General features: G+C 75.0%; 12 protein-coding genes. 8 read left to right on the forward strand and 4 right to left on the reverse strand.

What is annotated here, in order from left to right; genetic code table 11:
* Positions 1-7: 7 nt before the first annotated feature.
* Both AC07AL_RS27605 and AC07AL_RS27610 read right to left on the reverse strand, forming a co-directional pair.
* The gene (locus tag AC07AL_RS27605; protein ID WP_363585783.1) at positions 8-394 is read right to left on the reverse strand and encodes a MerR family transcriptional regulator; all 387 of its coding nucleotides are present in this window, start codon (positions 392-394) and stop codon (positions 8-10) included.
* Positions 395-412: 18 nt separating this feature from the next.
* Entirely contained in the window at positions 413-1,435 is a 1,023-nt protein-coding gene (locus AC07AL_RS27610) for an MDR family NADP-dependent oxidoreductase (protein ID WP_363585782.1), read from the reverse strand.
* Positions 1,436-1,635: 200 nt separating this feature from the next.
* Between AC07AL_RS27610 and AC07AL_RS27615 the strand changes: the two genes are divergently transcribed.
* Entirely contained in the window at positions 1,636-2,385 is a 750-nt protein-coding gene (locus tag AC07AL_RS27615; RefSeq protein ID WP_363624503.1) for a PIG-L deacetylase family protein, read from the forward strand.
* Positions 2,386-2,506: 121 nt separating this feature from the next.
* Here AC07AL_RS27615 and AC07AL_RS27620 read toward each other — a convergent pair whose 3' ends face one another.
* Positions 2,507-2,701 carry a DUF1918 domain-containing protein gene (locus tag AC07AL_RS27620; protein ID WP_363585780.1) on the reverse strand — a complete coding sequence of 65 codons (195 nt, stop codon included), beginning with the start codon at positions 2,699-2,701 and terminating at the stop codon, positions 2,507-2,509.
* Positions 2,702-2,841: 140 nt separating this feature from the next.
* Positions 2,842-3,519: a TetR family transcriptional regulator gene (locus AC07AL_RS27625; RefSeq protein WP_400807840.1), complete on the reverse strand. Its 678-nt coding sequence runs from the start codon at positions 3,517-3,519 to the stop codon at positions 2,842-2,844.
* A 363-nt stretch (positions 3,520-3,882) separates the two neighbouring features.
* Between AC07AL_RS27625 and AC07AL_RS27630 the strand changes: the two genes are divergently transcribed.
* From AC07AL_RS27630 to AC07AL_RS27660, 7 genes are all read left to right on the forward strand, one after another.
* Entirely contained in the window at positions 3,883-4,680 is a 798-nt protein-coding gene (locus tag AC07AL_RS27630; protein WP_363631694.1) for a phytanoyl-CoA dioxygenase family protein, read from the forward strand.
* A 79-nt stretch (positions 4,681-4,759) separates the two neighbouring features.
* Positions 4,760-5,350 carry a DUF6309 family protein gene (locus tag AC07AL_RS27635; RefSeq protein ID WP_363624497.1) on the forward strand — a complete coding sequence of 197 codons (591 nt, stop codon included), beginning with the start codon at positions 4,760-4,762 and terminating at the stop codon, positions 5,348-5,350.
* Entirely contained in the window at positions 5,347-9,660 is a 4,314-nt protein-coding gene (locus tag AC07AL_RS27640) for an amino acid adenylation domain-containing protein (protein WP_478318552.1), read from the forward strand. Before AC07AL_RS27635 ends, AC07AL_RS27640 begins: the two co-directional genes overlap by 4 nt.
* 133 nt (positions 9,661-9,793) lie before the next feature.
* A complete protein-coding gene (locus AC07AL_RS27645; RefSeq protein WP_363585775.1) occupies positions 9,794-11,068 on the forward strand; it encodes an aspartate aminotransferase family protein in 1,275 nt (424 codons plus the stop codon).
* Positions 11,069-11,086: 18 nt separating this feature from the next.
* The gene (locus AC07AL_RS27650; RefSeq protein WP_363585774.1) at positions 11,087-11,947 is read left to right on the forward strand and encodes a TauD/TfdA family dioxygenase; all 861 of its coding nucleotides are present in this window, start codon (positions 11,087-11,089) and stop codon (positions 11,945-11,947) included.
* Complete coding sequence (locus AC07AL_RS27655; protein WP_363585773.1) at positions 11,944-12,714, forward strand: SDR family oxidoreductase; 771 nt, start codon at positions 11,944-11,946, stop codon at positions 12,712-12,714. The genes AC07AL_RS27650 and AC07AL_RS27655 overlap by 4 nt, the downstream gene beginning before the upstream one ends.
* Before the next feature lie 3 nt (positions 12,715-12,717).
* The gene (locus tag AC07AL_RS27660) at positions 12,718-13,488 is read left to right on the forward strand and encodes a class I SAM-dependent methyltransferase (RefSeq protein ID WP_363585772.1); all 771 of its coding nucleotides are present in this window, start codon (positions 12,718-12,720) and stop codon (positions 13,486-13,488) included.
* Positions 13,489-13,673: the final 185 nt, after the last annotated feature.

Genomic DNA, 13,673 nt, shown 5'->3' on the forward strand with positions numbered 1-13,673 from the left:
GACCGGGTCAGCCCGGCAGGTCCGCGCCCCCGGCGGCGACGTGCCGGGCGAGGCGCTCGCGCAGGGCGGTCAGCCGGGCGATCTCGGCGTCCAGGGCGGCGAGCCGGGCGGTGACCACGGGGGCGAAGGTCTCCAGGCCGGGGGAGTCCGAGCAGCGGCGCGGCGGCTCCTCGGTGAGCAGGTCCAGGCGGTGCGGGCGGCTGGCCAGGTCGTCGACGGTCAGCCCGACGGCCAGCAGCCGGCGGATCGCCCGCACCCGGGCGACCTCGATCGGCCCGTACTCGCGCTGGCCCGAGGCGGACCGGGCCGGCGGCGGCAGCAGCCCCCGCTGCTCGTAGAAGCGCAGTGCCCTGGGCGTGGTGCCCGCCGCTGCCGCCGCGTCCCCGATCCGCATGGCCGTTCCTCCTCGGTGCTATGCGAGGTCGACGATCGTCGCCCCGAAGGTGTCCCCGTCGAACAACCTCCGCAACGCCTGCGGCGCCTGGTCGATGCCCGCCACCCGCGTCGACGGGAAGACGATCTCGCCGGTGCGCAGCCAGCCGCCGAACCGCTGCCGCCACTCGGCCTCCAGGTCCGGTTGGTCCACGCCGGTGAAGCCGCGCAGGGTCAGGCCCAGCATGATCACCCGGAAGCTGTCCACGAGAGCCGGCGAACTGCCGCCCCGCCGCTCCGGCGCCAACTGCCCGGACAGCGCGCCGACCAGGGCGAACCGGGCCCCCGGCCGGGCCGCGTCGACGGCGGCCGTCAGCTGCTCCCCGCCGACCAGGTCCAGCAGCACGTCGACGCCCTCCGGCGCGGCCTCGGCCAGCTGCGCGGCGAACGGCCGCTCGCCGCGCACCAGTACCGCGTCGTAGCCGAGTTCGGCGGTGAGCCGCTTCGCCTTGGCGGGGGAGCCGGTGGTGCCGATCACCCGGGAGGCGCCCAGCAGCCGGGCGACCTGCCCGGCCAGCGTGCCGACCGCGCCCGCCGCGCCGGTCACCAGCACCACGTCCCCCGGGCGCACCCCGGCGCAGCGGGTCAGCCCGCCGTAGCCGGCCGTGCCGGGGGAGAGCAGCGCCACCGGGTCCGGGAACCCCGGGTCGACCGGAGTGAACCCTGCGGCGTCCGCGACCACGAGGTCCCGCCACCCCCGCAGGTGGGTGACCAGGTCGCCCGGCCGAAGGGGCCCGCCCGCCGGAGCGGCCAGCACCTCCCCGAGGGCCGGCCCGTACAGCGCGTCCCCGGGCCCGATCGCCGGCAACGGCGCCCCCGTGAGCTCGCCCCCGATCAGCGTGCGCAGGCCCGGGAAGACCAGGAAGGCCCGATTGCGGACGACCACCTCGCCCGTCCCCGGCGCCGGCAACGGCTCCTCCACCACCGCGAAGTCCCCGGGCCCGGGCAACCCGCCCGGCTCGGTGACCAACCGGACGACCCGGGCCGTCGTGGGCAGCGTCATCGCAGCACTCCTCCAGAACCGACGCGGCGGCCGATCCACCGCGGGTGCCCGGACGCTAACCCCTGACCCGTGCGTCAGGGGCAACCCCGCCGGCCCGGGAGGGTGTCCGACGGGGTGTGGGTGTGGGGGTCTTCTAGAGTCGCCTGCGGAACGACCGTAGGACCAGGCGACTGTGAGCCGAGCCGAGAGGGACGAGCACCATGAGTGAGCAGGCCGTCGAGCCCTACCAGCCCGTCGACGAGGACTGGCGGACCGCGCTGGCCGTCGTCGCGCACCCGGACGACATGGAGTACGGCGCCGCCGCGGCCGTCGCACGGTGGACGTCGCAGGGCAAGAAGGTCGTCTACGTGATGGTCACCAGCGGCGAGGCCGGGATCGACTCGATGGACCCCGAGGAGTGCGGGCCGCTGCGGGAGGCGGAACAGATCGCCTCGGCGCGGGTGGTCGGCGTCGACGTGGTCGAGTTCCTCGGGTACCCGGACGGGATGGTGGAGTACGGGCTGCCGCTGCGCCGCGACATCGCCCGGGCGGTGCGCCGGCACCGGCCGGACATCGTGATCACCAGCAACTTCCGGGAGACGTACGGCGGGACCGCCCCCAACCAGGCCGACCACATCGCGGTCGGGCGGGCCGCCCTGGACGCGGCTCGGGACGCCGGTAACCGGTGGGTGTTCCGGGAGTTGCTGGCCGAGGGCCACGAGCCGTGGAACGGCGTCCGGCAGGTGTGGGCGGCGGCCTCGCCGGAGTCGGGTCACGCGGTGGACACCACCGAGCACTTCGACCTGGGCGTGGCCTCGCTGGAGGAGCACAAGGCGTACCTGGCCGGGCTGGGCGGGCTGGGCGGGGCGATGGCGGACGCGCGCGAGTTCCTGGAGGGTGCCGGGCGGGGAGCGGGCGGCCGGCTCGGGGTGCGGTTCGCGGCGCCGTTCGAGGTGTTCCCGCTGCGCTGAGCCACCTGGCCACCCGGATGGGCCGGCTGCCCCCACGGCCCCGCTGCCCGGAACGCTCGCCGGGCTCGCGCCGCTGCTCACCACCCCGCCCGGGTGGGGTGCGGGGCGGCGGGGGAGTCGGTCAGCGGTCCGCCGGGCGGTGCTCGATGGCGCAGTCGGGGCCGGGGTAGATCAGACCTTCGTGGCCGTCCTCGAAGCGGACCATGTACGGCGGTTCGCCGTCGACGCCGCGCACCTCGACGATCTCTCCCTTCTGGTCCGTCATGCCCACCGACCTGCTGTGGATGTGGAGCTGGTCACCTACCGCTGCGTGCATGGTCTGCTCCTCGGGTCGTGGCGGCCGCCTCCGCGGCCGTTCCGCTTTCCACTGTGCTGCTGCGGCGACGGGCTCGCAACGGCGCGGGCGGGCGGGACACGGGGGCGGGGCGGGACCCGAGGGGCGGGCGGGGACCGGTCTCAGCCAACGGGCGGCTGCTCCGCGAGGTAGGCGCGGACCAGCCGCTTGCACTCCGCGATCAGCGCCGGATCGCCCTGCGGATCGCCGCGGAAGGCCAGCTTGAGCACCGCGTCGGCGGCCTCCAGGGCGACCCGCAGGGCGAGGGTGAGCGCCGCCGGGTCGCCGGTGGCGAACACCTCGCCGCCGAGCGCCTGGAGGCGCAGCGCGACGGCGGTGTTGTTGTCCACGCCCGGGTCGAGCAGGTGCCGGTCGTCCCGCAGCCCGGCGGGGGCGGTCGCGTCGGCGAGGCCGAAGTCGAGCTGGCCGAATCCGGGCACCGCGCGCTTCATCGCGACGAACTCCTCCACCGCGAGGTCGGTGAACCCGGCCGGGCCGAGGGGCGCGGCGGTCGCCAGCCGGTGGTCGAGCCGCTGGAGGTAGCGGTCGAGGTTGCGGCCGGCGAGGGCGGCCAGCAGGTCCTCCTTGCCGGCGAAGAACTGGTACAGGGTGCCGATCGGCACCTGGGCGCGCTGGGCGACCTGCTTCGTGGTGAGCGCGGTGGCGCCGACCTCGTCGAGCAGCCCGGCGCAGGCGTCGAGGATCCGGCCGTACCGCTCCTGGCTGCGCTGCTGGACCGGACGGCGCCTGGTCACGGGGCCCCGCCCGGCGCTCTCGTGACTCCTGGTGTCGCCGCTCATGACGTCACTGTGCCGCATCCGCTGTGCCAGCGGCGAATCACCGGGGCTCAATGGGTCCGGAGTTTCGGGTGGGGAACGAGTAGATCGGTGGCTGGAGCTGAACGTCACGGTGGCGGGAAGATGTCCAGGAGTCGGCGATGGTCTTGTGGTGGACACGAACAACGGTTCATACTCCTCAGCGGACTACCTTGCGTGATCAACTCGTGCCCTTTCGTGGTGAACGTGTGTCAGCTGTGGCGACGACGGACGAACCCGGCGCCACCCGAGGTCTGGATGATCCCGTGCGTTTCATAGAACCCGTTCAGGTCCCATCCGCCGTGCCCGACTGTGCGACCCGTCATCCGGAAGGAGGGGGCCGGTTCGGTGACGCAGACTTCCGGAGGGCGTGAAGCCCTAGACACCGAGCAACACCGCCAGTTCCTGGAATCCGGATACCTGGTCCTGCCCGGCCTGGTGCCGGAGCCGCTCGGGGCCAGGCTGGCCCCCGAGGTCGACCGCTGGGTGGACGAGGGCCTACGGGCCCGCTCGATCGCCGCCTGCACCGACCCCGCCCGGCACGGCCCGCCCCCGGTGCTGGAACTGGAACTGCCGGCCCACGGCGAACTCCTCACCCACCCACCGCTGTTACGGGCGCTGTCCGGTCTGATGGGGCCGTCCTTCGTCTTCCACCACCTGCACAGCGACCGCCAGGCCCCGGGGATCCCCGGCAAGGCCTGGCACCACGACTGCGAGCCCAACGACCGCGCCGACCCGTCGCTGCTGATGGTCCACGCGCTGCACTACCTCGGCGGCCTCGACGAGAAGGTCGGCAGCCTGGCCGTCCTGCCCGGCTCGCACCGGCGTACCGTCGGGAAGACGGCGTACGCCCACCACGGCACCGCCGAACTGCCCGGCGAGGTGGTCATCGACCGGCTGCCGCCCGGCTCCACGGTGCTTCTCAACTCGGCGCTGTTCCACACCCGCAGACCGGCGCCGGACGGCCCGGGCAGGCCCCGGTACTTCATCGACGCGTCCTACTGCCAGGTGGGGGCGCGCTGGCGCCCGGTGAAGCCGCACTGGCGGCTGATGCTCGCCCGGGCCCGTGAACTCGGCCTGGCGGAGGGCCGGTGGCCGGAGCTGTTCGCGGAACGGCACTTCACCGAGTACGTCGGAACCGCCTGACGGAACTGTTCGATCGGAACCGCCTGACCGGAACGCCCTGGCCGGAACAGCATGATCGGAACTGTCTGAGGAGCACCGCGTGGAGATCGTCACCGCCGTCGCCTACGCCGAGGTCCACCACGCCTACCTGCGGGACCACCCGGTGGAGCGCGCCCACGAGGCGAACAGCAACCGGGACGGCGAGGAGAACGTCGAACGCGCCGGCCGGATCCCCGGCGGCTGGTGGCGCGTCCGGCTCTCGCGCTCGGACGTCCTCGGCGTCGTCCTGCCCTGGCACCTGAGCGAGGGCGGCGCGCGCGAACTCGTGCCCCGCTCCGGCCTGACGGTGGCCGAGGCGGCCGAGCGCATCCGCTCCGACGAGGCCGCCTGGTCGGCCGCGAACCCGGTCTGCGCCGCCAAGCTCCGGCTGCTGCGGTGGGCCCCGTTCACCCCGGTCTACCTGAGCACCGGCGCGGTCGACCACCCCGACTACACGGACCTGCTGGTCCGGGAGGGACTGATCCACATCGACGGCCTGCACCGCATGCTGGCCTGGGAGCTGGCCGGACGCCTGCCCGACCGGCCGCGCCTGGACGCGTTCCTCGCGGGCGACCCCCTGGTCGTGGACCCGCACGCGACGGGGCCGGTCCGCGCCGGGCGGGCGGCCCGGACGGGAGGCGAGCCGGAGTGACCTTCGCGACGCAGCACGTCCGGTCCACGCCGTCCGCACCGTCCACGCCGTCCAACCGGGCCGCGTCGTCCGCCCGGTCGCTGTCCGGGTTCCTGTTACGGCTCGCCCGGGAGCACCCGGACCGGACCGCCCTGACCGACGGCGACCGCACCCTCGACTACCGCACCCTCGACGCCGCGGCCGGCCGGATCGCGGCCCGGCTGGCCGCGTCCGGCACCGGCCCGGGCGACCGGGTCGCCCTGCTCGGGCCCCGGGACGCCCGCATGCTGGTGCTGCTGCACGGCGTGCTGCGCTCGGGCGCGGCGGCGGTGATGGCCGACCCGGACTGGTCGGCGGCCGACCTCGCCCGGAGGCTGGCGGCCGTCCGGATCGGCCGGGTGCTCAGCACGGAGGCGGCCTTCCCAGGGCCGGAGGGCCATCCGGCCGAGGTGGTGGACGTCGACCGGCTGGCCGGGCCCGAGGGCCTGCCCGACGCGCCGGGCAGCGTGCCCGGTACGACCGGTGACCTCATGCCCGGCGGGGCCGAGGACCTCATGCTCTGCGGGGCCGAGGAGCTGATGTTCGGTGCGGCCGAGGACCCCGCGTACCTGTCCTTCACCTCGGGGTCGAGCGGCGAGCCCAAGGCGGTGGCCGTCACCCACGCCAACGCGGTGCACTACGCGCGGGCGCTGGCCGACCGGCTGGGCTTCACCGAGGCCGACGCCCCGTGCATCGCGCACGTCACCACGCTGGCCGCCGACCTCGGCCACACCGCCTGGCTGCTGGCCCTCGCGGTCGGCGGTTCGGTGCACGTGGTGCCGGACGGCGAGGTGCGCGACCCGGAGGCGTTCTGGGCGTCGCTGCGGCGCGCCGGGGTGTCCGTGCTGAAGACCACCCCCTCGCACCTGACCGTCCTGCTGGAGGGCCGGCCCGGCGACGCCCCGCCCCTGCACACCGTGCTGCTCGGCGGGGAGGCGCTGCCGCGCCCGTTCGCGGCCGCCCTGCTCGACACCGGCGTCACCGCCCGGCTGGTCAACCACTACGGCCCGACCGAGACGACCGTCGGCGCCACCTGCTTCCTCGCCGCGACCGCCCGCCAGCTGCCGGCCGAGGAGCCGACCGTCCCGATCGGCACCGGGATCGGCGAGGTGCGGCTCGCCCTGCTGGACGGCGACGGGCGGCCGGTGCCCGACGGCGCGGTGGGGGAGCTGCTGATTGGTGGCCGGGGCGTCAGCGCGGGTTATTTCGGCCGGCCCGCCGAGACGGCGCGCGGCTTCGTCCGCCACGACGGTGAACGCATGTACCGCACGGGCGACTTGTGTCGACGCCGGGCGGACGGGAGCCTGGTCTTCCTCGGCCGGGTGGACCGCCAGGTCAAGATCCGGGGCTATCGGGTCGACCTCGCCGAGATCGAGCGGGCGATGGACGACTTCCCGGGCGTCGCCCGGTCCGTGGTGCTGGTCCGGGAGACCGCCGTGGGGAACCAACTCCTGGCCGCCGTACGGTTGTCGGCCGACGGCGCCGGGCTGGCCGGGATCGGCTCCTACCTGCGCGACCGACTGCCCGGCTACTCCGTGCCGCAGCCGATCCTGACCCTGCCGGAGTTCCCGGTCGGGCCGAACGGCAAGCTCGACCGGGATCGGCTGGCCGAGCTGGTCGCCGAACTGGTCGAGGCCCGGGCGGAGTCGGGGCCCTCCTCGGACGGGGACGCGCTGGCCCGGTCGATCGCCGGGTTCTGGGCGGCCGCACTGGGCCTGCCCGGGGTCGGGCCGCACACCGACGTGCTGGACCTCGGCGGGGACTCCATCCTCGCCATGCGCACCGTCGCCTTCCTGCGCCGGTCGGGCCTGCGCGTCCACTACGACGACTTCTACCGGCACCCGACCGCGCACGGCCTGGCCGCAGCCGCCGCAGCCGTACCGGTTCCGGCCTCCGCTCCGGCCGGGCGGACCGGAAGCGGCGACCGGGGGAGTCAACTCGCCCCCGCGCAGCGGTGGCTGTACCTCCAGCGGTCCGTCGACGACCTGCGGCACTGGAACCAGTCCGTCCTGCTGCGCTGCCGGACGGCCGTCGACCCGGCCGCGCTCTCGGCCGCGCTCGCGGCCGTCCTGGAACGCCACCCGGCGCTGCGGCGGCCCGTCTCGCCGGAGGGCTACGACGCACCCCGGCCGGTGGCCGACCTCGACCCGCTGTCCTTCTCCCGGATCCCGCGCGGGACGGCCCCGATCGCCGAGACCGTCGCCGGGGTCTGCACCGAACTCCACCGCAGCCTGGACCCGTTGGCCGGCCGGCTGCTGCGCGCCCACCTGTTCACCGGCCCGCCCGGCACCGACGACCGGCTCGCCCTGATCGCGCACCACCTGGTGGTCGACGGGCTGTCCTGGCGCATCCTGCTGGACGACCTCGCCCACGCCTACCGGGCGGTGCTCGACCAGAAGCCGGCCGACCTGCCGCCGACCCCGGACTTCTACCAGTGGGCCGCTGCCGCGCCGCCGCCCCCGGCACCGGTGTCGCCTTCTCCGGCGTCCGCGCCGGCGTCCGCACCGGAGTCCGCGGTCCGCGCGCAGCCGGCGGCCGTCGGCTGGACGCTCGACGAGGACGGCACCGCTCGGCTGGTCGGCCGCCACGGCGGCGGGACCGGCCTGGAGGCCTTCCTACTGGCCGCCTTCGCCGACGCCGTGACCGGCTGGAGCGGCCACCCGCGGCTGCCCGTCGAGGTGGAGACCCACGGCCGGGACACCGCCGGCGATCCGGGCGAATTCCTGGACACCGTCGGCTGGTTCACCGCCGTCAAGCGGCTGGTGGTCGAGGCGTCGGCCGGCCCCGAGGGGGCCGCTCAGCGCCTGCGCGAGGCCCCCGTCCAGGCGATGGACGCGCCCGGCACCCGCCCCGCCGCCGGGTTCAACTTCCTCGGCACCTTCCGGCTGCCCGACGAGCCCGCACTGGACTGGACCGTCGCGGACGAGCAGGCCGGAGTGGCCCGTTGCACCGGCGGAGACCCGCTGTACGACCTGCGGCTCACCGCCCGCATCGTGGAGAACCGGCTGGTCGCCGACCTGGTGTACGGGTGGCCCGGTCTGCCGCACCCCGCCGCCGAGCGGATCGTCGCCGCGTTCGCCGGGACGGTGGCCGCCGAGGCCGGTGTCGGTGCCGGTACCGCCACCCGTCCCGTCCGGGCGCCGCTGTCGACCTCCGGCCAGCTGCTCCACCCCGGCACCCGGGCACCCGCCGTACCGGCGGCCCGCACCACGGTGCGCGAACCCGCCCGGGTACTGCTCACCGGCGCCACCGGCTACCTGGGGCGGCACCTGCTCGACGCCTTCGTCCAGCGGGGCGCCCACGTCACCTGCTTGGTCCGGGCCGAGCACGACGCCGGCGCCGTCCGGCGGTTGGGCGCGGGCGCCGACGACGGCCGGATCCAGGTCGTCGCCGGGGACATCGACCGGGAGGGGCTGGGCCTGTCCCCGGCCGGACTGGCGTGGGCCCGGGGCGCGCAGCTCGTCGTGCACGCCGCCGCGGACGTCCGGCTGGTGGCCTCGCCCGACGACCTGGAGCGGACCAACCACACCGCGGTGCGGCGGCTGCTCGGCTGGATCGACGAGCACGCCCCGGCGGCCCGCGTCCACCACGTCTCCACGCTCGCCGTCGCGGGCGGCGTGGACGGCCCGCCCCGCCGCTTCAGCGAGGCCGACCTGCGGATCGGCCAGCACTTCCGCACCCCGTACGAGCGGACCAAGTTCGCCGCCGAGCAGACCGTCCGCGCCTGGGCGGCCACCGGGCGGGCCGCCTACCTGTACCGCAGCGGCCACATCGCGGCGCACAGCCGGACCGGCGCCTTCCAGGCCAACATCGGCGACAACCGGATCTACCAGCTGATCCGCGGCTACCTGCTGGCCGGCGCCGCCCCGCGCCGGCCGCGCACCACCTACGCGTTCTCCTACGTCGACACCGTGGCCGCCGGGATCGCCGCGATCGCGCTGGACCCGTACGCCGCGCCCGGCGCCTACCACGTCGAGAGCCCGCACGAGACGCCGCACGACGAGCTCGTCCGCTGGCTCGCCGGCCACGGCCACCCCGTCCGGCTCACCGACGACGAGGCCTTCGCGGCGGCGATCGCCCGGGCCGAACGCGACCACCCGACGGCGGCGGGGCTGGCCGCCGCGTGGTCCCTCCAGGAGGAGCGCAACGTCCTCGTGGACCGCGCGTACACCACCTCCGTGCTGGACCGGCTGGGCGTCCGGTTCGCCGAGCCCACCTCGCAGTGGTGGTCGGCCGCGCTCACCCGGGCCGCCGAGGCCGGCTACCTGCCGCCCGTCGCACCGCCGCACTGACTCCCGTCCGCCGCACTGACTCCCGTGCGTAGGACCGACCCCCGTCCGCCGTACCGACCCGTCCGCCGCGCCGGCGCCCCGTGAGCCGCGCCCCCACCGACCCGTACCCCCAGACCCATGGAAGGCGGACCTCGTGTCCCAGCTCTCCCCGGTGCTCAAGCAGGCCACCCCCGTCGTCGCCACCCGCGGCGAAGGACTCCACCTCTTCGACGCCGACGGCCGCCGCTACCTCGACTTCACCTCCGGCGTGGGGGTGACCAGCACCGGCCACTGCCACCCGCGCGTGGTGGAGGCGGTGCGCGAGCAGGCCGGCCGGCTGATCCACGGCCAGTACACCACCGTGCTGCACGACCCCCTGCTCACCCTCACCGAGCGGCTCGGCGAGGTGCTGCCGCCCGGCCTGGACTCGCTGTTCTACGCCACCGCCGGCACCGAGGCGGTGGAGGCGGCGCTGCGGCTCGCCCGGCACGCCACCGGCCGGCAGAACGTGATCGTCTTCGAGGGCTCCTTCCACGGCCGCACCATGGGCGCGGCCGCGCTCACCACGGCCGGCAGCCGCTTCCGCGCGGGCATCGGCCCGGTGATGCCCGGTGTCGCGGTGGCGCCGTTCCCCGACGCCTTCCGGCTCGGTCTGAGCCTCGGGCTGAGCGAGGCGCAGGCCGTGGAGCACGCCCTGCGCGGACTCGACCAGGTGCTCGCGACCGTCAGCGCCCCCTCCGAGACCGCCGCGATGTTCGTCGAACCGGTGCTCGGCGAGGGAGGCTACGTGCCCGCGCCCGCCGGGTTCCTCGCCGGGCTGCGCGAGCGCGCGGACCGGCACGGCATCCTGCTGGTCGTCGACGAGATCCAGACGGGCTTCGGCCGCACCGGCCGGTTCTGGGCCCACCTGCACCACGAGGGCGTGGTGCCCGACGTCCTGATCACGGCCAAGGGCCTGGCCAGTGGCTTCCCGCTGTCCGCGATCGCCGCGCCGACCGACCTGATGCGGCGGGCCCGGCCCGGCTCGCAGGGCGGCACCTACGGCGGCAACCCGGTGGCCTGCGCCGCCGCGCTGGCCACGCTGGACGTCATCCGGGACGAGCAGCTGGTCGACAACGCCGCCGAACAGGGATCGCGGCTGCTGGACGGCCTGCGGGCGGTCGCCGCCGGAGCGCCGGGCGTCGCCGACGTCCGGGGCCTCGGGCTGATGATCGGCAACGAGTTCTGCCACCCGGACGGCTCTCCGGACCCGGACACCGCCAAGCGCGCCCAGCAGGCGGCGGCCGACCTCGGCCTGCTGCTGCTGATCTGCGGTATCCACCTGAACGTGGTCAGGATGATCCCGGCCCTGACCGTCACGGCCGGGCAGGTCGACGAGGCGCTGGCGCTCTGGTCCAAGGCGGTGGCGGCGGCCGCCGCCCAGCGGTAGAGAGGAGTGGTTCCGCACATGTACGACGACACGGTGTCCGAAATCGGCTGGAGCAGCGAGGAGTTGGAGGCGCGGCGGGAGCAGTGGTCGCTCCCGCTCGACGAGGGCGAGCGACAACTGCTCTGGGCGGACGCGCGGGCCGGGCGGTGGGGCGCGGCCGAGCCGGTCCGGGCGAAGCTGCGCGCGCTCGTCCAGGGCGGTGCCCGTTCCGTCGGCGTCGCCCACGTCACCGGGCTGATGGATCCGACCGCCCCGGAGGAGGAGGTCGCGGCGGCCCTGTCGTTCCTGCTGCGGGACTTCGGCGAGATCGTCCCGCAGAACGGGCGCGGCGACCTCACCCAGGTGCTGCACGACCAGGACGGCGACGGCAACACCGAGCTCGGATTCCACTGCGACACCTGCGACCTGCTCGTCCTGCTCTGCATCCAACCCGCCTACAACGGTGGAGGGTTGACCAAGCTGGCGAGTGCGCGGCACGTCTACGACCTGATCAAGCGGGAGCGGCCGGACGCCCTCGCCACCCTCACCGAGGACTGGACCTTCGACCGGACCGGTCGGGCCGGGCCCCAGGTCGTGGTCTCCCCGATCCTCTACACCCAGAAGGACGGGACCATCGCCTGCTACTACCAGACCCGCACCGTCCGCTCGTCCCCCGACCGCGGCGGCCCGCCGCTGACGGACCGCCAGTGGGACGCGCTCGGTGTGCTCGACGAGGTGCTCTACCGGCCCGAGATCGCCTTCGGCCTCCCGATGGCCGCCGGAGACCTGCTGATCATCCGCAACAGCCGGGTCCTGCACGGGCGTTCGGCCTACGTGGACGAGCCTGCGCCGAACTCCCGGCGGATGCTGCGGATCTGGATGAACACGGAGGACATGTGACCGGGAGCGTACAGGCGCCGCACGGGCGGACGGCCGTCGTCACGGGCGGCGGCAGCGGGCTCGGCCGGGCCGTGTCCCTGGCCCTGCTGGGCGCAGGCTGGTCCGTCGCGCTGGCCGGGCGACGCAAGGACGCCCTCCAGGAGACCATCGCCCTCGCGGAGGTCGACCCCGCCCGGGTGCTGGCCGTCCCGACCGACATCCGCCAACCGGAGGAGGTCGCGGCCCTGTTCGACGCCGTCCGCGACCGCTTCGGCCGGGTCGACCTGCTGTTCAACAACGCCGGCGCCGCCGCCCCGCGCCGACCCATCACCGAGACCCCGTTCGAGGACTGGAACCGCGTCCTGGACACCATCGTCACCGGGGGCTTCCTCTGCGCTCGTGAGGCCTTCCGGGTGATGAGCACCCAGTCCCCGCAGGGCGGGCGCATCATCAACAACGGCGCGCCCTCCGCCCACGTCCCGCGGCCCAACTCCATCGCCTACACGGCCGCCAAGCACGCCGTCCTCGGCCTCACCAAGGTGCTCTCCCTGGACGGCCGCGCGCACGGCATCGCGGTCGGCCAGATCGACGTCGGCAACGTCACCCCGGTCGACGGCGGCCCGCAGCCCGCCGCCATGCAGGCGGACGGCACGATGGCGGTCGAGGCGACCATCCCGGTGGAACGCTTCACCGAGGCCGTCCTGCTGATGGCCTCGATGCCGCCGGACACCAACGTCCAGTCCCTGACCGTCCTGCCCACCACCATGCCGTACATCGGGAGGGGCTGAACCGTGCTGGTCAGCGCACGCTGCTTCGACGAGTACCGCGCGATGTTCGCGCTCACCGACGGCGACCTCGCCCCCGGCCGGCGCATCCTGGACTGCCCGGGCGGCGCGGCCAGCTTCACGGCCGAGGCCGGCCGGCGCGGCATCGACGCGGTGGCCGTCGACCGCGAGTACGCCCGCCACCGGGAGGACCTCGGCGTCCTCGTCGAACGGGAGACCCGGCACAAGCGCGACCAACTGGTCCGAGAGGCATCGGACTTCGTCTGGACGTGGTACGGCGACCCCGACCGCCTCACCCGGCAGTGGATCGCCAACGCCCGCGACTTCCAGGCCGACATCGCCGCCCGCCCGGACCGCTACGTCGCCGGCTCACTGCCCGAACTCCCGTTCGCCGACGACTCCTTCGACCTGGTCCTCAGCTCGCACCTGCTCTTCTCGTACGGCAACCGGCTGGACGGGGACTTCCACCTGGCGGCCCTCCTGGAACTCGCCCGGATCGCCCGCCGCGAAGTCCGGCTCTTCCCCGTCATGGTGTACGACACCGGCGTCCGCTACGGGGAGCTGGACGGGCTGCGCCAACACCTGGACGTCCTCGGGATCACGAGCCGCGTGGAGCGGGTGGACTACGAATTCCAGCCCGGTGACAACGAGTTGCTCGTGCTGTCGTGCGCCGACTACCGGCCGCTGGCGCGGACCGGGGCCGGAGCGCCGGGAGCCGACGCGTCGGTGCCGAGCGCCGCCGACCCGGTGCGGTGGCGGCACCGGGAGAACCCCTGACCTCAGGCCTGAGCCCTGCCCGTGCCCCTGGCCCTGACCGACGCCGACTCCGCGTCGGTCAGGGCCAGGGGCCTGGGGGGGGGGGGGGGGGAGGGACAGGGGAAACAGCCAACGAGGCGGAGCCGGCAGGGGTGAGGCTACAGGTGGGAGCGAAGATCTACCCCAGCTCCCCTCACCCCGCCTGC

It is taken from the genome of Kitasatospora sp. NPDC043949, from assembly GCF_056435365.1.

Bases quoted from the DNA above. Each gene is read 5' to 3' on its own strand.
- AC07AL_RS27605 (WP_363585783.1), bottom strand. From the start codon at position 394: ATGCGGATCGGGGACGCGGCGGCAGCGGCGGGCACCACGCCCAGGGCA.
- AC07AL_RS27610 (WP_363585782.1), bottom strand. From the start codon at position 1,435: ATGACGCTGCCCACGACGGCCCGGGTCGTCCGGTTGGTCACCGAGCCG.
- AC07AL_RS27615 (WP_363624503.1), top strand. From the start codon at position 1,636: ATGAGTGAGCAGGCCGTCGAGCCCTACCAGCCCGTCGACGAGGACTGG.
- AC07AL_RS27620 (WP_363585780.1), bottom strand. From the start codon at position 2,701: ATGCACGCAGCGGTAGGTGACCAGCTCCACATCCACAGCAGGTCGGTG.
- AC07AL_RS27625 (WP_400807840.1), bottom strand. From the start codon at position 3,519: ATGAGCGGCGACACCAGGAGTCACGAGAGCGCCGGGCGGGGCCCCGTG.
- AC07AL_RS27650 (WP_363585774.1), top strand. From the start codon at position 11,087: ATGTACGACGACACGGTGTCCGAAATCGGCTGGAGCAGCGAGGAGTTG.